At 57.0% G+C, this 20,799-nt stretch carries 17 protein-coding genes; 3 read left to right on the forward strand and 14 right to left on the reverse strand.

Going from position 1 to position 20,799, the window contains the following annotated elements; genetic code table 11:
• Positions 1-49: 49 nt before the first annotated feature.
• Positions 50-1,627 (reverse strand): glutamine-hydrolyzing GMP synthase, encoded by a 1,578-nt coding sequence (guaA, locus tag ACMGGQ_RS15180; RefSeq protein ID WP_008502126.1) that lies wholly within the window; start codon positions 1,625-1,627, stop codon positions 50-52.
• A gap of 67 nt (positions 1,628-1,694) precedes the next feature.
• Positions 1,695-3,161, reverse strand: coding sequence for an IMP dehydrogenase (gene guaB, locus ACMGGQ_RS15185; protein ID WP_008502128.1), 1,467 nt, complete (start codon positions 3,159-3,161; stop codon positions 1,695-1,697).
• 159 nt (positions 3,162-3,320) lie between these two features.
• Between guaB and xseA the strand changes: the two genes are divergently transcribed.
• From xseA to ACMGGQ_RS15200, 3 genes are read left to right on the forward strand one after another with little or no spacing between them, the layout of a single operon-like run.
• Positions 3,321-4,694, forward strand: coding sequence for an exodeoxyribonuclease VII large subunit (gene xseA / locus ACMGGQ_RS15190; protein ID WP_420290237.1), 1,374 nt, complete (start codon positions 3,321-3,323; stop codon positions 4,692-4,694).
• Positions 4,695-4,752: 58 nt separating this feature from the next.
• The gene (locus tag ACMGGQ_RS15195) at positions 4,753-5,772 is read left to right on the forward strand and encodes a M4 family metallopeptidase (protein ID WP_048226222.1); all 1,020 of its coding nucleotides are present in this window, start codon (positions 4,753-4,755) and stop codon (positions 5,770-5,772) included.
• On the forward strand, positions 5,773-6,123 hold the full coding sequence (locus tag ACMGGQ_RS15200; protein WP_021241848.1) for a protealysin inhibitor emfourin: 351 nt from the start codon (positions 5,773-5,775) through the stop codon (positions 6,121-6,123).
• On the opposite strand, the gene ACMGGQ_RS15205 is transcribed toward ACMGGQ_RS15200, so the two are convergent.
• The 12 genes from ACMGGQ_RS15205 to pbpC all read right to left on the reverse strand — a co-directional run bounded on the left by ACMGGQ_RS15205 (position 6,120) and on the right by pbpC (position 20,798).
• The gene (locus tag ACMGGQ_RS15205) at positions 6,120-6,341 is read right to left on the reverse strand and encodes a zinc ribbon domain-containing protein (RefSeq protein WP_023294288.1); all 222 of its coding nucleotides are present in this window, start codon (positions 6,339-6,341) and stop codon (positions 6,120-6,122) included. The genes ACMGGQ_RS15200 and ACMGGQ_RS15205 overlap by 4 nt on opposite strands.
• Before the next feature lie 49 nt (positions 6,342-6,390).
• Entirely contained in the window at positions 6,391-7,425 is a 1,035-nt protein-coding gene (locus tag ACMGGQ_RS15210; protein ID WP_420290238.1) for a Gfo/Idh/MocA family oxidoreductase, read from the reverse strand.
• Positions 7,426-7,483: 58 nt separating this feature from the next.
• A complete protein-coding gene (locus ACMGGQ_RS15215; protein ID WP_069719846.1) occupies positions 7,484-9,028 on the reverse strand; it encodes a peptide MFS transporter in 1,545 nt (514 codons plus the stop codon).
• 300 nt (positions 9,029-9,328) lie between these two features.
• Positions 9,329-10,804, reverse strand: a complete 1,476-nt coding sequence (der, locus tag ACMGGQ_RS15220; RefSeq protein ID WP_024908655.1) for a ribosome biogenesis GTPase Der — start codon at positions 10,802-10,804, stop codon at positions 9,329-9,331.
• Between the two features lie 112 nt (positions 10,805-10,916).
• A complete protein-coding gene (bamB, locus tag ACMGGQ_RS15225) occupies positions 10,917-12,095 on the reverse strand; it encodes an outer membrane protein assembly factor BamB (protein WP_008502135.1) in 1,179 nt (392 codons plus the stop codon).
• Between the two features lie 10 nt (positions 12,096-12,105).
• Complete coding sequence (locus tag ACMGGQ_RS15230) at positions 12,106-12,726, reverse strand: YfgM family protein (RefSeq protein ID WP_008502136.1); 621 nt, start codon at positions 12,724-12,726, stop codon at positions 12,106-12,108.
• A 13-nt stretch (positions 12,727-12,739) separates the two neighbouring features.
• The gene (hisS, locus tag ACMGGQ_RS15235; protein ID WP_032622984.1) at positions 12,740-14,014 is read right to left on the reverse strand and encodes a histidine--tRNA ligase; all 1,275 of its coding nucleotides are present in this window, start codon (positions 14,012-14,014) and stop codon (positions 12,740-12,742) included.
• 80 nt (positions 14,015-14,094) lie between these two features.
• Complete coding sequence (ispG, locus tag ACMGGQ_RS15240) at positions 14,095-15,213, reverse strand: flavodoxin-dependent (E)-4-hydroxy-3-methylbut-2-enyl-diphosphate synthase (RefSeq protein ID WP_008502138.1); 1,119 nt, start codon at positions 15,211-15,213, stop codon at positions 14,095-14,097.
• A 26-nt stretch (positions 15,214-15,239) separates the two neighbouring features.
• Entirely contained in the window at positions 15,240-16,256 is a 1,017-nt protein-coding gene (rodZ, locus tag ACMGGQ_RS15245; RefSeq protein WP_111967885.1) for a cytoskeleton protein RodZ, read from the reverse strand.
• Positions 16,257-16,549: 293 nt separating this feature from the next.
• Positions 16,550-17,716, reverse strand: coding sequence for a bifunctional tRNA (adenosine(37)-C2)-methyltransferase TrmG/ribosomal RNA large subunit methyltransferase RlmN (locus tag ACMGGQ_RS15250; RefSeq protein WP_014171168.1), 1,167 nt, complete (start codon positions 17,714-17,716; stop codon positions 16,550-16,552).
• A gap of 169 nt (positions 17,717-17,885) precedes the next feature.
• Positions 17,886-18,317 carry a nucleoside-diphosphate kinase gene (ndk, locus tag ACMGGQ_RS15255; protein ID WP_003860625.1) on the reverse strand — a complete coding sequence of 144 codons (432 nt, stop codon included), beginning with the start codon at positions 18,315-18,317 and terminating at the stop codon, positions 17,886-17,888.
• A 156-nt stretch (positions 18,318-18,473) separates the two neighbouring features.
• Entirely contained in the window at positions 18,474-20,798 is a 2,325-nt protein-coding gene (gene pbpC, locus ACMGGQ_RS15260; RefSeq protein ID WP_128301500.1) for a peptidoglycan glycosyltransferase PbpC, read from the reverse strand.
• Position 20,799: the final 1 nt, after the last annotated feature.

The following is a 20,799-nucleotide window of genomic DNA, read 5'->3' on the forward strand; positions in this document are numbered from 1 at the left end:
TTAGAGATAATTTAGAACCTGTTAGTACCAGACGTATCCGGTTGGGAAATCATTCCCACTCAATCGTAGCCGGTGGCTTACCGCTGATGTCATACACCACGCGGGAAATACCGTTCACTTCGTTGATGATGCGGTTAGACACGCGGCCCAGGAAGTCATACGGCAGGTGCGCCCAGTGCGCGGTCATGAAGTCGATGGTTTCCACCGCACGCAGGGAGACAACCCAGTCGTACTTACGGCCATCGCCCATTACGCCGACGGAGCGAACCGGCAGGAACACGGTGAACGCCTGGCTTACCTTGTTGTACAGGTCAGCTTTATGCAGCTCTTCGATGAAGATCGCGTCCGCACGACGCAGCAGGTCGCAGTACTCTTTCTTCACTTCGCCCAGCACGCGCACGCCCAGACCCGGACCCGGGAACGGGTGACGGTAGAGCATGTCGTACGGCAGACCCAGTTCCAGACCGATCTTACGCACTTCGTCTTTGAACAGCTCGCGCAGCGGCTCAACCAGACCCATCTTCATCTCTTTCGGCAGGCCGCCCACGTTGTGGTGAGATTTGATGACGTGCGCTTTACCGGTGGCGGATGCCGCGGATTCGATCACGTCAGGGTAGATGGTGCCCTGCGCCAGCCACTTCACGTCGTCCAGCTTCAGCGCTTCTTCGTCGAACACTTCCACGAACACGCGACCGATGATCTTACGTTTTGCTTCCGGATCGTTCTCGCCTTTCAGCGCGTCCAGGAAGCGCTGCTCGCCTTCCACGTGAACGATGTTCAGACCGAAGTGGTCGCCGAACATGTCCATAACCTGCTGGGCTTCGTTCAGGCGCAGCAGGCCGTTGTCCACGAAGACGCAGGTCAGATTTTTGCCGATAGCGCGGTGCAGCAGCATCGCGGTCACGGAGGAGTCCACGCCGCCGGAGAGGCCGAGGATCACTTTGTCATCGCCAACCTGCTGGCGGATACGCTCAACGGCGTCGTCGATGATTTTTGCCGGGGTCCACAGGGCTTCACACTGGCAGATGTCGCGCACGAAGCGCTCCAGCATGCGCATACCCTGACGGGTGTGGGTTACTTCCGGGTGGAACTGCACGCCGTAGAAGCGTTTTTCTTCGTTCGCCATGATGGCAAACGGGCAGCTTTCGGTGCTGGCAACGGTCACGAAGTCAGACGGGATAGCGGTGACTTTGTCGCCGTGGCTCATCCACACGTCCAGCAGCGGTTTGCCATCTGCGGTCAGGGAGTCTTCGATACCGCGCACCAGCGCGCTGTCGTTAACCACTTCAACCTGCGCATAGCCGAACTCGCGCTCGCTGGAGCCTTCTACGTGGCCGCCCAGCTGCATTGCCATGGTCTGCATACCGTAGCAAACGCCGAATACCGGCACGCCAGCTTCGAACACGTACTGCGGCGCGCGCGGACTGTTCTCTTCGGTGGTGCTTTCCGGGCCGCCGGACAGGATGATGCCGCTTGGATTGAATTCGCGAATCTGTGCTTCCGTGACATCCCACGCCCACAGTTCACAGTAAACGCCCAGTTCACGTACGCGACGCGCCACCAGCTGAGTGTACTGCGAACCGAAGTCCAGGATGAGAATGCGATGTTTATGAATGTTTTCCGTCATTGACGCTAATTCCGAGGCAAGTGAAACAAAAACAGAGCGCCCGGCAGAAGCCGGGCGCGGAAACTTATCAGGAGCCCAGACGGTAGTTCGGGGACTCTTTGGTGATCGTCACGTCGTGAACGTGGCTTTCCTGGATACCCGCACCGCTGATGCGTACGAATTCCGCTTTAGTACGCAGCAGGTCAATGGTACCACAGCCGGTCAGACCCATACAGGAGCGCAGGCCGCCCATCTGCTGGTGGATGATCTCTTTCAGACGGCCTTTATAGGCAACGCGACCTTCGATACCTTCCGGCACCAGTTTGTCTGCGGCGTTATCGGTCTGGAAGTAACGGTCAGAGGAACCTTTGGACATCGCGCCCAGGGAGCCCATGCCGCGGTAGGATTTGTAAGAACGGCCCTGGTAGAGTTCGATTTCACCCGGGGATTCTTCGGTACCGGCCAGCATGGAGCCTACCATCACAGCAGCGGCGCCAGCGGCGATCGCTTTTGCGATGTCGCCAGAGAAGCGGATACCGCCATCAGCGATAACCGGAATACCGGTCCCTTCCAGGGCTTCAACCGCGTCAGACACCGCGGTGATCTGCGGAACGCCCACGCCGGTCACGATACGCGTGGTACAGATAGAGCCAGGACCGATACCCACTTTGACCGCGCTGCAGCCAGCGTCAGCCAGCGCGCGAGCGCCTGCGCCAGTGGCCACGTTACCGCCGATGATCTGCAGGTCAGGGTATTTGGCACGGGTGTCGCGAATACGCTGCAGCACGCCTTCGGAGTGGCCGTGAGAGGAGTCAATCAGAAGGACGTCAACGCCCGCAGCAACCAGCGCGTCAACGCGCTCTTCGTTACCGGCACCTGCGCCAACCGCAGCACCAACGCGCAGACGGCCATGCTCGTCTTTACAGGCGTTCGGTTTACGTTCTGCTTTCTGGAAATCTTTAACGGTGATCATGCCGCGCAGGTGGAAGTTGCTGTCAACAACCAGCGCTTTTTCAACGCGTTTTTCGTGCATTTTTGCCAGCACCACGTCGCGGGTTTCACCTTCGCGAACGGTGACCAGACGCTCTTTTGGCGTCATGTACACGCTGACAGGCTGGTTCAGATCAGTCACGAAACGCACATCACGACCGGTAATAATACCGACCAGCTCGTTCTCTTCGGTCACCACCGGGTAACCGGCGAAGCCGTTACGCTCGGTCAGGGCCTTCACTTCGTGCAGGGTGGTAGTTGGCAGAACGGTCTGTGGGTCGGACACGATACCGGATTCATGTTTCTTCACGCGGCGAACTTCTTCCGCCTGACGTTCGATAGACATGTTTTTGTGAATAAAGCCAATGCCACCTTCCTGTGCCAGGGCAATAGCCAGGCGCGCTTCAGTCACGGTGTCCATTGCCGCAGAGAGCATAGGAATGTTCAGGCGAATGGTTTTCGTCAACTGCGTGCTGAGATCGGCAGTATTCGGCAGAACAGTGGAGTGAGCGGGAACGAGGAGGACGTCGTCAAACGTCAGTGCTTCTTTAGCGATACGTAGCATGGGCAATATCTCTGACCTGGGTGGTTAAATATTGCCGTGGCATTATACAGAGCGTAACCGATTGCATCCACACTTTTTTAAAAAAAATGCTTGCGCTCACCTCTCAGCAGGTTACTATCGACTGAATAACTTGCTGATTTAGAATTTGATCCCGCTCACATGTTATCCTCTCAATCCTCCTCAATTTATACCGTCAGCCGCCTTAATCAGACGGTGCGTTTGCTGCTTGAGCAGGAAATGGGGCAGGTCTGGATCAGCGGTGAAATCTCTAACTTCACGCAGCCCTCCTCCGGCCACTGGTACTTTACGCTAAAAGACGATACCGCCCAGGTGCGCTGCGCGATGTTCCGCAACAGCAACCGCCGCGTGACGTTCCGTCCTCAGCACGGCCAACAGGTTCTGGTGCGCGCCAATATCACCCTGTATGAGCCGCGCGGTGATTATCAAATTATCGTCGAGAGCATGCAGCCTGCGGGCGAAGGCCTGCTGCAGCAAAAGTACGAACAGTTAAAGGCGAAGCTCTCCGAAGAGGGACTTTTCGACCAGCAGTTCAAAAAGCCGCTACCCTCGCCTGCCCACTGCGTGGGTGTCATCACCTCGAAAACCGGTGCAGCACTGCACGATATTTTACACGTTCTGAAGCGTCGCGACCCTTCCCTGCCCGTCATCATCTACCCGACCGCTGTTCAGGGTGACGATGCGCCGGGCCAAATTGTGCGCGCCATAGCGCTGGCGAACGCGCGTCAGGAGTGCGACGTCTTAATCGTCGGACGCGGCGGCGGCTCGCTGGAAGATCTGTGGAGCTTTAACGACGAGCGCGTGGCGCGGGCAATCTTTGCAAGTCAGATCCCCGTGGTGAGCGCCGTCGGCCACGAAACGGACGTGACGATCGCCGATTTTGTCGCGGATCTCCGCGCGCCGACGCCGTCCGCGGCGGCAGAGGTGGTCAGCCGCAACCAGCTGGAGCTGCTGCGTCAGATCCAGAGCGGCCAGCAACGTCTTGAGATGGCGATGGACTACTACCTCGCCAACCGGACCCGTCGCTTTACCCAGCTTCATCACCGTCTTCAGCAGCAACACCCGCAGCTGCGTCTGGCGCGTCAGCAAACCGTGCTGGAGCGTCTGCGCCAGCGCATGAACGTGGCGGTGGACACGCAGATCAAACGCGCGGTGTCGCGCCAGCAGCGCGTGACGCAGCGTCTGAACCAGCAGAACCCGCAGCCGAAAATTTATCGCGCGCAAACACGGATTCAGCAGCTGGAGTACCGTCTGGCGGAAACTCTCCGTGCGCGACTGAGCACCACCCGCGAACGCTTTGGCAATGCGGTGACCCACCTTGAAGCGGTCAGCCCCCTCTCCACGCTGGCGCGCGGCTATAGCGTGACGACGGCGACGGACGGCAAGGTGCTGAAGCAAACCAAACAGGTGAATACCGGCGATGTGCTGACGACGCGTCTGTCAGACGGCTGGGTAGAAAGCGAAGTGAAATCAATTAAACCGGTGAAAAAGACGCGTCAGCGTAAAACCGGATAATTCTTCGGCGGTTACTTACTATACTGCTGCTATTCCCTTTTTTAATAAGGAGAGCAGCATGTCCCATCTTTATAGCGTGATCCCCCCGTATATTCTTCGTCGTATTATCGAAAGCGGTTCCGAACCGCAGCAGCGCTGTGCCCGCCAGACCTTAACCCACGTCCAGACGCTGATGGCCCATATGCCGGGCAAACCCGCCGCGCCGCACGTGAATAAAGCCGGGCAGTTGGAGCGGGATATCTACGACGCGAAGCAAACTCAGGAGCTACCGGGTACGCAGGTGCGTTATGAAGGTCAGCCGTCGAACGGCGATGTGGCAGTAGACGAAGCCTACGAGTATTTGGGTATTACCCATGATTTCTTCTGGAAGGAATATCAGCGCGATTCGCTCGATAACAAAGGGCTTATTTTAACCGGTACCGTTCACTATGGCCGGGAATATCAGAACGCCTTCTGGAACGGTCAGCAGATGGTATTTGGCGACGGCGACGGGGAAATATTTAACCGCTTTACCATCGCCATAGACGTCGTGGCGCATGAGTTGAGCCACGGCGTGACCGAGACCGAAGCCGGGCTTATCTACTTTGAGCAGTCCGGCGCGCTGAACGAATCGCTGTCAGACGTGTTTGGCTCACTGGTGAAGCAGTACCATCTGAAGCAAACCGCCGATAAAGCGGACTGGCTGATTGGTGAGGGATTACTGGCGAAAGGCATCAACGGCAAAGGGCTGCGCTCGATGTCTGAACCGGGCACCGCCTACAACGATCCGCTGCTCGGCAAAGACCCGCAGCCTGCACACATGAAGGATTTCATCAAAACGCGTGAGGATAACGGCGGCGTGCATCTGAACTCCGGCATCCCCAACCGGGCATTTTATCTGGCCGCGACAGCGATCGGCGGCTACGCCTGGGAAAAAGCGGGTTATGCCTGGTACGACACGGTTTGCGATCGCAATCTGGCGCAGGATGCAGATTTTGAGGCCTTCGCAAAACTGACGATCGCGCATGGAGAGAAACGCTCCGGCGGCGACGTTGGGGCGGCCATTAAACAAGCCTGGGAACAGGTGGGAGTGTTGTAAATGCAGGTTCCGGAACTGACGGATGACGCCGTGGTTGAGCTGGCCCGGGAAGGCGGCGTCGCCTATATTCCCAAGCTGAGCGGCCAGCGCACCATTGCGCTCTCCTCGCTCAATGAGGCCCAGCGCCAGCGCCTGGTAAGCATCCTGGAGCAGGCCTTTCCGCGCGGTCAGCCGCCGGGACAGGCCTCGTCCCCCGGCAGCGGCGACCAGCGCTATTTCCGCATCCAGATTATCTGGACCGGGCAAAATCAGGCGCACTACGCCGATATCATCGTGCTGGTACCGGAGCAGGAAGCGCCCGAGTCGCTGGTCGAGCTGTGGAAGAAAGGCGAAGGCTGCGTGTGCGATTAACCTTCGGCCCGAACAAACTCCACGCGTTTTTTAGAGATAAGACCGTGGCCGTTCTGGCAGAAGTAGTCCACCGCCCCGCAGGCTTTTAAGACCTGGAGTGGCTGATGGCACTCCGGGCAGCGGGCTTCAAGCGCAATATCCTTATTACAGCTCTCGCAGTGTGCCACCCCGTTCAGGGGCTCAAGCGGTGCCTGGCAATCCGGGCAGGTAATCGTCATGGTGACTCCTTAAAGCATTGTGGTCTGTAATAATTTTACCACGTTGCGTTCAGTGCGGGCCACGCAGCTGTTGCTGCAAGGTCAGCAGCAGCTCAACTTCCTCGATTCGGCGACGCGTTGTGCGGCTCACCTCGTGCGGATCCCGTTCAAACAGGCTGTTCGTGCCCAGAATGTGTCCGGTAAGACAGTGCTCGTAGATTGTCCCGGGGATATGCCAGCGCTGAATGTTCTCACCCTCAATCAGCTCCAGCACATCCTCCGCACCGCGCCGGTCGTAGCTAATGATGCGCCCGTCGCGTAACCAGAGCCGTAAGCCTTTTTGCCCGCCCGCGGGTCCCGCATATTTATTAAGCCAGATATCCACCGGCACGCCGCTGATGCTGCCCTGCAGATGCGCCTCGCCCTCCGCCGTGGTCAGGTCGCCTTTCGCAATAGCGCGGCTCAGGCGGTCTTTAGCCGTCACCACCTGCAACGTCATCTCATCATTCCCGCCCAGATAACGCACCGTTTCGCGCAGCATCGCCAGAACGTGCGTACCGATATCCAGAATCACGCCGTCAGGGTGACGGAGCGTACGGGTGTCCGGTTCGCCGGTAGCAAAGTTAAGCGCGATGGGTTCTCCTGCGGCGTTAACTCCGCTCGGCTCCTGCAAAAAGCCGTCGATTTTGACGATGTCAGAGACAGTGCCCACCAGCGACCGCTTCACCGTTTCGAGGCGCGCCATCCAGTGATCGAGCGCCAGCACGCGGGATGCAACGCCGGGGTTTGCCAGCAGCGAATTGAGCTTTTCGATTTGGGCAAGCGTGGCAACGATCGGTTTTTCAACCACGATGCGGGAAACCGATGAGGCGAGAGCGTGTTCAAGCACCTCAAGATGGTGCAGCGACGCCGTGGTAATAAACAGGGTATCAAGCGGCCGGGAGAGGAGTTCAGCCAGTGTGGCACAACGCGTTACCCCCTCCGGCTGTTTTACGGGCTGGATATCAAAGCCTAAACAGTGAGGGAGATTATCAAAGCATTTTCGTATTGCGGGCAGGTAAGCTGTTTCAACGACTGCGCCAAGACCAACAAACCCTAACAGCATGTTCTTACCTCGTTGAGTAAATTGCCGGGGCATAACGCCGCCCCGGCAAGCCCGAGGTTTATGAGGCGTTAGCTGCCGGTTTAGTCTGCGCATTTTCCAGCATGCGGCGTACCGGAACAATGAGGACGATCAGTACCGCGGCACAAATCAGCAGCGCGACAGAGCAGCGCGCAAAGAGATCCGGCAGCATATCCAGCTGGTCGGCCTTCACGTGACCGCCAATCAGACCCGCCGCCAGGTTACCCAGCGCGCTCGCACAGAACCACAGCCCCATCATCTGACCGCGCATTCTCTCCGGCGCCAGCAGCGTCATGGTCGCCAGGCCAATCGGGCTGAGACACAGTTCGCCGAGCGTCAGCATCAGGATGCTGCCTACCAGCCAAAACGGCGATACGCCCGCCCCACCGCTGCTCAGCACGTTCTGTGCCGCCAGCATCATCAGGCCAAAGCCCGCTGCGGCACACAGAATACCGATAACAAACTTGGTGATGCTGCTCGGACGAATGTTCATGCTCGCCAGCTTCGGCCACGCCCAGCTGAACACCGGTGCCAGCAGGATGATGAACAGGGCGTTGATTGACTGGAACCACACCGCCGGGATTTCGAAATCGCCGATCATGCGGTTAGTGTAGTCGTTGGCAAACAGGTTGAACGAGGTTGGCTTCTGTTCAAACGCGGACCAAAAGAACGCCGCGGAGATCAGCAGAATAAAGCAGACCAGCAGTCTGGCGCGCTCTTTACGGTTCAGTCCAGCAAAGACAAACAGATAAATAAAGTAGAGGGCAACGGATGCCGCAATCACGTAGACCAGCACGCTGGCTACCGCGACCGGGTTAATTACAATCACGCCCTGCGCAATCAGCGTCACGAGCGTTGCCACGCCTGCCGCCAGCGCCAGCAGCCAAACGCCCACGCCGTTACGCTTCACCACCGGGCTGTTCCAGGTGGAGTCGAGGCCGACTTCGCCGTCATAGCGTTTCATGGCCGGAACGGCAAACACGCGGAAGATAATCAGCGCCACCAGCATCCCGATACCGCCAATGCCAAAGCCCCAGTGCCAGCCGTGGGTTTTAATCAGCCAGCCGGAAATCAGCGGCGCGATGAACGAGCCCATGTTGATACCCATATAGAACAGCGAGAAACCGCCGTCGCGACGCGCGTCGCCTTTTTTATACAGGGTACCGACCATCACTGAAATACAGGTCTTGAACAGCCCGGAGCCGAGCACGATGAACATCAGGCCGATAAAGAACAGGTTGTTGCCCATCACCGCCGAGAGCGCAATCGACAGGTGACCGAGCGCAATCAGGATCGAACCGTACCAGACGGCTCTCTGCTGACCGAGCCAGTTATCCGCCAGCCAGCCGCCCGGCAGCGCAGCCAGGTACATGGTACCGGCAAAGATACCGACAATCGCCGAGGCGTTTTCACGCGCCAGCCCCATCCCGCCGTCATAGACGGTGGCGGCCATAAACAGGATCAGTAACGGACGAATGCCGTAAAACGAGAAACGCTCCCACATCTCGGTGAAGAACAGCGAACCGAGCGGATACGGGTGGCCGAAGAACGTTCGGCTCTCTTTTTGATTAACAGTGGATTGCATAATTCTCCCGAAAGGTATGTCGTCGTGCTTGTAAACACCAGCAGGTACGCCGGCCAGTTACGTATCTGGCCGATTTTTTACATGCGGCGAAAAGTTAGTTAACCATTTGATAACCAGGCGCTAGTTTTGTCTAGTACCGGACCCTGGACTTTAAGATGAAAATTCGACGATTGTCTACTTTCTTAGATTTAAACATGGTTAAAAGTGAATAGTGATTGACTTCACACAGGGAAAACCGGCGGTATGATTGGGCAAAAAAAAGCCCGCGATCATCGCGGGCTTTCGTGAGAGCAGCAAAGCTTATTTGCTTTTCTTAATGTGCTTAATCAGGCGCTTACGCTTACGCATCTGGTTTGGCGTCAGGGTGTTGCGCTTGTTGGCAAACGGGTTTTCCCCTTCCTTGAACTGGATACGGATAGGCGTGCCCATCACGTCCAGCGATTTACGGAAGTAGTTCATCAGGTAGCGCTTGTAGGAATCCGGCAGGTCTTTCACCTGGTTGCCGTGAATCACCACGATTGGTGGGTTATAACCACCGGCGTGGGCGTATTTCAGCTTCACGCGACGACCGCGCACCAGCGGCGGCTGATGGTCTTCCGCAGCCATATTCATAATACGAGTCAGCATGGCGGTGCTCTGACGACGGGTGGAGCTGTCGTAAGCTTCGCGCACGGATTCGAACAGATTACCCACGCCGCTGCCGTGTAGCGCAGAGATGAAGTGCACGCGAGCAAAGTCGATAAAGCCCAGACGGAAGTCGAGGGTCTCTTTCACCTGCTCACGAACCTCGTTGCTCAGGCCATCCCATTTGTTGACCACGATAACCAGTGAGCGCCCACTATTCAGGATAAAGCCGAGCAGAGAGAGGTCCTGATCGGAGATCCCTTCGCGTGCGTCGATAACCAGCAGCACGACGTTGGCATCTTCGATCGCCTGCAGGGTTTTGATAACGGAGAATTTTTCCACCACATCGGTGATTTTCCCGCGCTTACGCACCCCGGCGGTGTCGATGAGGACATACTCACGCTCATCGCGCTGCATCGGGATGTAGATACTGTCGCGGGTCGTGCCCGGCATGTCGTAAACGACCACGCGCTCTTCACCCAGAATACGGTTAGTAAGTGTAGACTTACCTACGTTTGGACGGCCCACGATAGCCAGCTTGATCGGCAGATCCTGCGGGTTGAAGTCGTCTTCAGGTTCTTCTTCTTCGCCCTCTTCTCCGTCTTCAAACTGCGCCCAGTATTCAGCGTCTTCGTCCACCTCTTCCGGCGGGTTCACTTCGTCAACCCACGGCAGCAGAACGGTTTCCAGCAGGCTGGTAACGCCACGGCCATGCGACGCCGCGATAGGATAGATTTCACCCAGGCCCAGAGACCAGAAATCCGCGATGGCCTGATCGGCATCGATGCCGTCGGTTTTGTTCGCCACCAGGAAGGTTGGTTTTTCGCGTGAACGCAGGTGTTTAGCGATAGCGGAGTCCGCCGGCATCAGGCCAGCGCGTGCATCCACCATAAACAGCACCACGTCCGCTTCTTCAATCGCCAGCAGCGACTGTTCCGCCATGCGGGTTTCCACGCCGTCTTCTGTGCCGTCAATACCACCGGTATCAATACAGATGAACTCGCGTCCTTCCACCTCTGCACGACCGTACTTACGGTCACGCGTCAGCCCCGGGAAATCCGCAACCAGCGCATCACGGGTGCGTGTTAAACGGTTAAAAAGAGTGGATTTTCCAACGTTAGGGCGCCCGACAAGCGCGACCACAGGTACCATGTTTGAAGCCTCATAAAATTCAAAATAACGTCGCTTTCGCGGCGTTTTTAAAAATGTCAAAACGGCTCCTGAGTGAACAGGAGCCGTTTAGTATACTACAACCGCCGGGTAATTAACGCGTGATCGCGTACAGCGTGCCGTCTTTTGCCTGAATCAGCAGTTTGCCGTCGGCCACAACCGGGTCGGTCAGGAAACCGGAGCTGTCGACTTTTTGCTGCGCAACAAAGCGGCCGTTATCCGGATCGATCCAGTGCATATACCCTTCGCTGTCGCCCACAACCAGGCTACCGTTGTACAGCGCTGGCGCAGTCAGCAGACGGTGCAGCAGGTCGCTTTGCGTCCATAGCGTCACGCCGCCTTCGGTACTCAGGGCCAGCAGACGGTCGTTCTGGTCAACCATATAGATGCGGTTACCCTCAACGATGAAATCATTTACCGAGCCCAGCTCACGTTTCCACATGATCTGGCCGCTGCGCAGATCCAGCGCGGTCAGGTTGCCGTTGTAGGCCAGCGCGTAAACCACACCGTTAACGATGACCGGCGTTGTGTCTACGTCGCTCAGACGGTCAATTTCCGTTGAGCCGGTGGCCTGAGAGATACGCTGCTGCCAGATCATCTGGCCCTGCTGCATCAGCACGGCGCTCACGCGACCGTTGTCACCGCCCACAATGGCAGCGCCAAATGCGGTAGCCGGAGCGGATTCGCCGCGCAGAGAGAGCGCAGGCATATCCAGGTTAACGGTCCATTTCACCAGGCCATCCGCTTCGTTCAGCGCCTGCAGCTGGCCGTTGCTGGTATGAATCAGCACCAGGCCGTCGCTCACTACCGGACGCGACAGGGATTCACCCGCCACGGTTGTTTGCCAGGCAATGGAGCCGTCGCTGCTGTTCAGGGCATAAACCTGCGCTTTTTCGCTGCCCACGTAGACGTGACCACCGGCAACGGTCAGGCCGCCAGACAGCAGTGCCGGCTTACGGGAGAACCAGCCGTCTTTTTCCGCCAGGTTAACGGACCACACTTCTTTTCCGTCATCCGCGTTCACCGCTTTCACGGTACCTTTGCGGTCAGCCGCATAGACAACGCTGTCTGCATACGCTGGATGAAGGTTGGAATAGAAATCACCAATCCCATTGCCCACGGAGACATCCCACGCGGTGGATGGGGTAAACTGGTTTTCAACCGTCGGCAGTGGGGACATTTTCACAACGTCTTCTTCGCCACTGAACAGTGAACAACCACTCAATAACGTAACAGAAAGCAGTCCTGGCAGAAGTAATTTACGCAATTGCATCGGGTCCCTCTCAGACGGACAAATTATTTATTTTCATCTGCATCATTTCGCTCAGCGCAGGTGAAGCATTGCTCTCTACGCCAGCTTGCCACGCTTTACGCGCGCCCGCTTTGTCACCTTTGCTCAGCAGTGCTTCACCGCGCAGATCGGCAACGATGGCAGCAAAGCCTTCGCCTTTGATGGTATCGAGCGTTTTCAGCGCATCGTCAGCTTTCTTCTGCTGAACCTGAATACGTGCCAGGCGCAGATTGATCACCGCTTTCAGGTTTTCATCACTGGCGGCAGCAAGGCCCTGAGACAGCTGTGCTACGGCTTTATCCAGTTCGTTCTTATCAACGTACTGCTGAGCCACTTCCAGCGCAGCCAGTGCACCGTAGGTGTTTTTGTTGTCAGCCGCAAATTTTTCTGCCGCCGTCAGCGTTTGCGGCTGATCGGCACGAATTGCGCTCACGGTATTTTCATAGGACAGGGACGCGCCGCGCGCGGAATCCGCCTGATGATTGTTCCAGTAACGCCAGCCTACCAGCGCACCGACACCTAAAATAACCCCAACAACCAGCGCTTTGCCGTTTTCAGCAAAGAAGCGTTTAATCGCGTCGACCTGATCGTGTTCGTTCTCGTAAATTTCCACGCAGTCCTTCTCCTTAGCCCAATAGAGTGCGCAAGTGCGCCGCAACGCCGTCCTGCGTTACCGTTGTCTGCTCACCAGAGCGCAGGTCTTTCACCACCACTTCGCCGTTGGCCACTTCGGACTCACCCAGCACCAGTGCGATACTTGCGCCCCACTTATCGGCACGAGCAAACTGTTTTTTGAAGTTGCCGCCGCCATGGTTGGTCATCAGCTTAACGCCCGGCAGCGCATCGCGCACGCGTTCGGCAAGCTGCATTGCCGCAGACTGCGTTTCCGCGCCTGAGGCCACCAGGTATATATCGACAACGGAATCTGCTTTAAATTCCGGATTAACTGCCTGAACCAGCAAAACAAGTCGCTCAAGCCCCATCGCGAAGCCTACAGCAGGTGCTGCGCGACCGCCAAGTTGCTCAACCAGACCGTCATAACGACCGCCCGCGCACACGGTGCCCTGAGAGCCGAGGCTCGTGGTCACCCACTCAAACACGGTACGGTTGTAGTAGTCCAGACCGCGTACCAGGCGCTGGTTTACGGTGTAGGCGATGCCAGCCGCTTCAAGCAGCTTGCACAGGCCCGCGAAGTGTTCGCGAGATTCTTCATCCAGATAATCACCCAGCGCAGGCGCATCGTTCAGCAGTGCCTGAACATCTGCGTTTTTGGAATCCAGAACGCGCAGCGGGTTGCTGTACATGCGACGTTTGCAGTCTTCGTCCAGCTTCTCTTTATGCTGTTCCAGGAACGCCACCAGCGCATCGCGGTAGTTAGCGCGCGCTTCCAGAGAACCGATAGAGTTAAGCTCGAGGGAAACGTGATCGGCGATACCGAGCGCACGCCACCAGCGGGCGGTCAGCATAATCAGTTCAGCGTCGATGTCCGGGCCCTGCAGGCCAAAGACTTCCACACCCAGCTGATTGAACTGGCGATAACGCCCTTTCTGAGGACGTTCGTGGCGGAACATCGGGCCGATATACCACAGGCGCTGCTCCTGATTGTACAGAAGACCATGTTCGATGCCGGCGCGTACGCAGCCCGCCGTCCCTTCCGGACGCAGGGTCAGGCTGTCGCCGTTGCGGTCCTCAAAGGTGTACATCTCTTTTTCAACCACGTCGGTAACTTCACCAATCGCGCGTTTGAATAACGGGGTCTGCTCTACAATCGGCAAACGGATTTCGCTGTAACCGTAGCTGCCGAGCACCTGCTTCAGCGTGCCTTCAATGCGCTGCCAGATGGCGGTTTCGCCAGGCAGATAATCGTTCATGCCGCGGATGGCTTGAATGTTTTTTGCCACGTTTATTCTCTTTCTATATACAAAAAAAACCCAAAGAATGGGTTCAATCATACATGGGAAGCTCGCGGCTTCCCATCACGTTATTTTTCAACCTGCTGAACGTTAATACGCTGTGTCTCGTCCATCATGGCGGCTTTCGCACGGATGCGGGCTTCAAGCTGGTCGATCATGTCGCTATTATCCAGACGATCTTTACGAACGCCATCTTCATAGAGACCACTTTTCTTGTTACCGCCGGTCACGCCCAGGGTTGACACCAGTGCTTCCCCCGGACCGTTCACCACGCAGCCGATGATAGAGACGTCCATCGGGGTGATAATGTCTTCCAGACGTTGCTCCAGGGCATTCACCGTCCCGATCACATCAAACTCCTGACGCGAACAGGTTGGGCAGGCAATGAAGTTGATCCCACGCGCGCGAATACGCAGCGACTTCAGGATATCGAAACCGACCTTGATCTCTTCGACCGGATCGGCCGCCAGCGAGACGCGCAGGGTGTCACCGATCCCTTCAGAGAGCAGCAGCCCCAGACCGATCGCGGATTTTACCGAGCCGCTGCGCAGGCCGCCCGCTTCAGTGATCCCGAGGTGCAGAGGCTGGTCGATCTGCTTTGCCAGCAGGCGATAAGATTCTACGGCCAGGAACACGTCGGAGGCTTTTACGCTGACTTTGAACTGATCGAAGTTGAGACGATCGAGATGATCGACGTGACGCATCGCGGATTCGAGCAGCGCCTGTGGCGTCGGCTCACCGTATTTTTCCTGCAGATCTTTTTCCAGCGAACCGGCGTTAACGCCGATACGGATAGGAATATTTTTATCGCGGGCGCAGTCCACGACCATGCGGATACGCTCTTCGTTACCGATGTTGCCCGGGTTAATACGCAGGCAATCGACGCCGTATTCGGCCACTTTCAGTGCGATGCGGTAGTCGAAGTGAATATCCGCCACCAGCGGAACGCTGACCTGCTGTTTGATCAGTTTGAACGCCTCAGCGGCATCCATGGTCGGGACGGAGACGCGAACAATGTCCGCGCCTACACGTTCTAATGCTTTGATTTGATTGACCGTCGCTTCCACATCGGTGGTGCGCGTGTTGGTCATCGACTGAACGGCGATAGGTGCCCCATCGCCGATTGGCACATTCCCAACGTAAATCCGTTTCGATTTTCTACGTTGAATCGGAGCCTGGTTATGCATGAAAAATCTCCCGCGTTGCCCGTCTGTTACTGTGCTGCTGATTGTTCGGCATTAACGGTAAGACGTGCAACCTGGTTAGTTCTGATAAAGCGGCTCAGGTCGACAGGTTTTCCTTGATACTGGATCTGTACCGCTGCCGGAGCGCCGATTTTAAGTTTATAGGGAGCCTGACCTGTTAGGTTTAACGTGCCATCTTTGCGCTGCAGGCCGCTGAACAGTTTTTTACCTGTCGCGTCAGTCACTTCCAGCCAGCAGTCGGCGCTGAAGTTCATTACCAGCGCATTAGGGTCGACGGCTGTGGTCGCCGTACCCGCCGGGCTGGTTGGCAGAGACGCTGCGGTATTGTCTGCAGGCTGAGTAGCTGCAGGCGCGTTCGCCGCCGTATCAACATTTGCCTGAGAAGGGGCAACCACCGCGTTTTGATCCTGAGCCTGCGGCGCAGCGGTGTTAGCCGTTGCTGCCGGGGCCTGTGCTGCACCAGTCGCCGATGCGTCTGGCGCTGCGGTCTGTGGCTCGCTGGAGGACGCCGCACCGTCGGTATTCAGCGGCACGCTCTGGGCGTTATCATTTCCGGCCTGGTTGAGTTCGGCGGAGGATTGATCGGCCATGGTGGTGATCTCTTCCTGCTGCGCCTTGTGGTTTTGCCACCACCATGCACCGGTCAGACCGACCACCACAAACAGCACCAGCCAGGTAAAGCTCATCAGCCAGCCATCACGTTTTTTACGACGTTTCCCCAGGGAGAAGGTCTGCATCGGCGCAACTTTTGCTGCACGGACCGGCGCCTGCTTCTCCATCATTGGCAGTAATTCGTTTTCGGGGATGTGCACCAGTTTTGCGTAAGAGCGGATATAACCGCGCAAGAACGTTGAAGCCAGATCGGCAGGCGCCTTATCTTCTTCAATATCGCGAACCGTGGAAACCTTCAGGCACAAGCGTTCCGCAACGGCTTGCTGGCTGAGTCCGAGTTGTTCACGGGCGTTGCGAAGACGAACGCCAGTGGAGAGTGCTTCATGTTGGTCGTGAGTGGCTTCAGTATTCATTCGCTACAACTACTGGTACGTGAAAAATAAGGGTTCAGGCGCCGGTGAGTCACAATGCCACCCGCACCGCGAAACTTCTGGTCAGTTAACCTTGAACAGAGAGTATAAGACTGTCAGCCCGGAGATGACAGTACAGCCCTGCCCGTACGGCTAAACTGTTGTTACGTCGTTACATACTGCCCGAAAGTCGGATGAAACGCACCGTAATTATTGATCAGTCTTCACGAATCTGACTGATTACTCAGTAAGGTTATGTCTCACGGCGCAGATAATGCGCCGCGAGTGCATAATAATCAAACAGCTTTAACCGCGATCGTCTCGCCCTGCATGCGTTTACGCAGGGTACGCTTGGTACGGTCAATAACATCACCAGCCAGCTGTCCACATGCGGCATCAATATCATCACCACGTGTTTTACGCACGATGGTGGTGAAACCATACTCCATCAGCACCTTGGAGAAACGGTCGATACGGCTGTTCGAGCTACGGCCATACGGCGCGCCTGGGAACGGGTTCCATGGGATCAGGTTGATTTTACATGGCGTATCTTTCAGCAGTTCAGCCAGCTGATGCGCATGCTCGGTGCCGTCGTTGACGTGGTCCAGCATCACGTACTCGATGGTCACGCGGCCCTGGTTGGCGTTGGATTTCTCCAGGTAGCGACGTACTGCGGCGAGGAAGGTTTCGATATTGTACTTTTTGTTGATCGGCACAATTTCGTCACGAATTTCATCGTTTGGTGCGTGCAGGGAGATCGCCAGCGCGACGTCAATCATGTCGCCGAGCTTGTCCAGCGCAGGCACAACGCCTGAGGTCGACAGCGTGACGCGACGCTTGGACAGGCCAAAGCCAAAGTCATCCAGCATGATTTCCATCGCCGGAACGACGTTGGTCAGGTTCAGCAGCGGTTCACCCATCCCCATCATCACCACGTTGGTGATAGGGCGCGTGCCGGTTACTTTTGCCGCGCCCACGATTTTCGCGGCACGCCAGACCTGGCCGATAATTTCTGAAACACGCAGGTTACGGTTAAAGCCTTGCTGCGCGGTTGAGCAGAATTTGCACTCCAGCGCACAGCCAACCTGGGAGGAGACGCACAGCGTCGCGCGGTCTTCTTCCGGGATGTAGACGGTTTCAACGCGCTGATCGCCGACTGCAATCGCCCATTTGATGGTGCCATCCGCGGAGCGCTGCTCTTCCACCACTTCCGGTGCACGGATTTCTGCCACTTCTTTGAGCTTATTGCGCAGGACCTTGTTGATGTCAGTCATGTCATCAAAATTGTCGCTGCAGTAATGGTACATCCACTTCATGACCTGATCGGCACGAAACGGCTTTTCGCCCATCTCTTTGAAGAACTCGCGCATCTGCTGACGGTTCAGATCCAGCAGGTTGATTTTTCCATTTTTATTGGGAACCGCAGGAATGGCGACTTCGGAGGTATTCACTAATTCAGACATAATATTTACCGGCCTCGTTGTTACACGTTATGGCCCATGGAGGGTTGAATAGAAACGCCCCGGAAAGCGGTCTGCTCGTCCGGGGCGTTGCATTGTACAAAGTCTGGCGCAGGGATGCCACGTCTGGACGCGGCATTTACGAAAATAATGTGTAAACGAAACCGTTAAATTAACGGGTACGTGGACACACTTCGCCTTCTGCGAAGAAGAAAGCGATTTCGCGTGCGGCAGATTCAACAGAGTCAGAACCGTGGGTGCCGTTCTCGGTGAAGCTGTCAGCGTAGTCAGCGCGCAGAGTTCCTGCCAGCGCGTTGTCCGGGTTGGTTGCACCCAGCAGGTCGCGGTGACGCTGTACGGCGTTTTCGCCTTCCAGTACGGATACCACGATTGGACCGGAGGTCATGAACTCAACCAGGCCGTCAAAGAATGGGCGACCTTCGTGCTCAGCGTAGAAGCCGCGCGCCTGCTCAACGGTCAGGTGCAGCATTTTGGTGCCAACAATTTTGAACCCTGCAGATTCAAAGCGAGCGAAGATGCTGCCAATAACGTTTTTTGCCACCGCGTTTGGTTTGATGATGGAAAAAGTACGTTCAATAGCCATGATAACCTCTGTCAATGTTCTGTTGTTTTGCATACCTGAGTATGGTGTGGCGCGGATTATAATGAGCAATGGCGCCATTGCCTATGGATTCAGGTAACATTTTTTTAAAATAAGACGAGTTTTAGCAACAGCTCACATCAGAAAGCTGTTTTCAGGTCACTGAAGCGTAAAATTCACCGTCGCGACCTGCCCGGTCTCATCCATAACGAGTAACTGATAATCGCCCGACTTATCAAGCTGTAATGTGTAAACGCTTCCTTTCACATTCAGCGGTTCACCGTTCAAAAACCACCAGCGCTCACCGCTGTTGCCGGTCGCCTGAAGCGGCAGCGAAACGCGGGATTCCCCCGGCAGACGTTTAATAACGGCCCCTTCACGCACGCCGGTCAGAATGAGTGGCGCAGGTGCGTCCTGCAAGAGTGGAGGACAAATTCTTGATGAAGGCGGAATCCGTACCGCACGACGCTCGGTTGCAGGCAGCCACGGCTCCAGCGGCAGCGGCCATACATCCAGGACTTTTTCAGTAGCATCCGGGCAATCTGCGGCCACGCGTTTGCCGGTTTTATCCAGCCAGACCGGGAAACGGATCCCGCGTATGCCCTCCTGTTCGGGCAGGAGCAGCGTGGGCGGTTCACTGCCTTCCAGCAGCCAGGTCGACAGGCGACGTCGACAGTTTTCGCTGCCTTCCGGTAGCGACTGGCCGCCCGGCCAGCAGATCACGCCCCGCCCGACGCTTGCCGGACGCGGATCGCGCGGCAGGCGGGCTTCGTCTACCGTTGAGCGCGACTGAAGCAGGTTATTGACCTGGTTTAACAGCGGAACCGCGCTGGCAAACCCAAACTGTCCCGCCACGGGCGTGCCGTCCGGTCGTCCGGTCCAGATGCCTATCACATAACGGGCATTCAGACCGATGGCCCAGGCATCACGGTAGCCGTAGCTGGTACCGGTTTTCCACGCCAGCGGCGCAACCTGCGGTAGCGCATTATCCGGTAGCGGCTGCGCTTCATTGGCCAGAATACGGCGAATAATCCACGCCGAGCCCGGTGATAACAGCGGACGTTCAGTCAGCGGATCGCCTGGCTGCAGGCGCAGCCTACCCGCCTTACCGTGTCGGGCAAAAGCACTGTAGGCCGCAGCAATATCTGCCAGCCGCGCGCCTGCCCCGCCGAGGATCAGAGACAGATTCGGCTGCGCCCCCGCAGGCAGGATCAGCGGCAAGCCTGCGTTGCTCAGCATCCCGGCAAATCGTTTTGGTCCGTAGGCTTCCAGCACCTGAACGGCAGGCAGGTTGAGGGAGCGTACCAGCGCTTCACTCATGCTGACCGGTCCATGAAATCCGCTGTCAAAATTCCCGGGCCGATAATCACCGGTTTTTCTGGGAACGTCCTGAAGCAGCGAGGCGGGATGGATCAGGCCATCATCCAGCGCCATGCCGTAGATAAAGGGTTTTAACACCGATCCCGGCGATCGGATCGCATTGACCATATCCACATGGCTAAAACGCGTGTCATCGTTGATATCTACCGATCCCACCCAGCCGCGCACTTTCATATCGGTATGATCGACCACGATCATCGCCAGCGAGCTGCGTGCCGGCAGGCGGGATTTCCAGTTCATCGCCAGCTCTTCCAGCTGCCGCTGCAGTCCGGCATCCAGCGTGGTGACAATTTTCGTGTCGCGACTTTTACCGAGCATCATCCGAGCAAAGAGCGGTGCCAGCTGCGGCATCTGCCGGGGCGCCAGCCATACTGATTCTTCACGGGACTCTTTGACCTGCTTTGCGGACCAGACGCCCTGCGTCGCCATGCGGTCGAGCACTTTATTGCGCGCCGCTTCGGCCCGTTCAGGCCAGCGATCCGGGCGTAAACGACTCGGTGCCTGCGGTAGCACCGCCAGCAGCGCCGCGTCGGAATAGCTGAGCTGCGATGGCGGCTTGCCCAGATACGTCCAGCTTGCCGCTCCCACGCCCTGCAGCGTACCGCCAAACGGCGCGCGGTTGAGATAGAGCGTGAGGATTTCGCGTTTGGAAAGATGCCACTCCAGCTGCATGGCACGCCAGAGCTGGCGAATTTTACCGCCGAAGGTGCGCGGATGCGGGTCCAGCAGTCGCGCGACCTGCATGGTGAGTGTGCTTCCGCCAGAGATGACTTTCCCGGAACTGAGATCCTGCCAGGCAGCGCGCAGGACAGAAAGCGGGTTTACGCCGGGGTGATCCCAGAACCAGCGATCTTCGTACTGGATCAGCGCCTCAAGATAACGGGGAGAGACCTCTTCGATCGTCACCGGATAGCGCCAGATCCCGTCGCTATCGGCAAAACGCCAGAGCGGCGTGCCCTTCTCATCCACCACCACCCGGGCAGGGTTAACTTCTTTCAGCGGCAACGGCCACAGGCGGTCGGCGGCGACAATCAGCCCCCATAAAACGAGAAGCGCTCCCGCCAGCCACAGCCAGCGGGAGCGTGTCAAACGTGCCATTCGCATA

The organism is Enterobacter sp. BNK-13, assembly GCF_048685015.1.
GTDB lineage: Bacteria > Pseudomonadota > Gammaproteobacteria > Enterobacterales > Enterobacteriaceae > Enterobacter > Enterobacter quasiroggenkampii.

Bases quoted from the DNA above. Each gene is read 5' to 3' on its own strand.
- ACMGGQ_RS15210 (WP_420290238.1), bottom strand. From the start codon at position 7,425: ATGCTGTTAGGGTTTGTTGGTCTTGGCGCAGTCGTTGAAACAGCTTAC.
- ACMGGQ_RS15215 (WP_069719846.1), bottom strand. From the start codon at position 9,028: ATGCAATCCACTGTTAATCAAAAAGAGAGCCGAACGTTCTTCGGCCAC.
- ACMGGQ_RS15205 (WP_023294288.1), bottom strand. From the start codon at position 6,341: ATGACGATTACCTGCCCGGATTGCCAGGCACCGCTTGAGCCCCTGAAC.
- ACMGGQ_RS15250 (WP_014171168.1), bottom strand. From the start codon at position 17,716: ATGTCTGAATTAGTGAATACCTCCGAAGTCGCCATTCCTGCGGTTCCC.
- ACMGGQ_RS15200 (WP_021241848.1), top strand. From the start codon at position 5,773: ATGCAGGTTCCGGAACTGACGGATGACGCCGTGGTTGAGCTGGCCCGG.
- ndk (WP_003860625.1), bottom strand. From the start codon at position 18,317: ATGGCTATTGAACGTACTTTTTCCATCATCAAACCAAACGCGGTGGCA.
- guaB (WP_008502128.1), bottom strand. From the start codon at position 3,161: ATGCTACGTATCGCTAAAGAAGCACTGACGTTTGACGACGTCCTCCTC.
- guaA (WP_008502126.1), bottom strand. From the start codon at position 1,627: ATGACGGAAAACATTCATAAACATCGCATTCTCATCCTGGACTTCGGT.
- rodZ (WP_111967885.1), bottom strand. From the start codon at position 16,256: ATGAATACTGAAGCCACTCACGACCAACATGAAGCACTCTCCACTGGC.
- bamB (WP_008502135.1), bottom strand. From the start codon at position 12,095: ATGCAATTGCGTAAATTACTTCTGCCAGGACTGCTTTCTGTTACGTTA.
- der (WP_024908655.1), bottom strand. From the start codon at position 10,804: ATGGTACCTGTGGTCGCGCTTGTCGGGCGCCCTAACGTTGGAAAATCC.
- pbpC (WP_128301500.1), bottom strand. From the start codon at position 20,798: ATGCGAATGGCACGTTTGACACGCTCCCGCTGGCTGTGGCTGGCGGGA.
- ACMGGQ_RS15195 (WP_048226222.1), top strand. From the start codon at position 4,753: ATGTCCCATCTTTATAGCGTGATCCCCCCGTATATTCTTCGTCGTATT.
- ispG (WP_008502138.1), bottom strand. From the start codon at position 15,213: ATGCATAACCAGGCTCCGATTCAACGTAGAAAATCGAAACGGATTTAC.
- xseA (WP_420290237.1), top strand. From the start codon at position 3,321: ATGTTATCCTCTCAATCCTCCTCAATTTATACCGTCAGCCGCCTTAAT.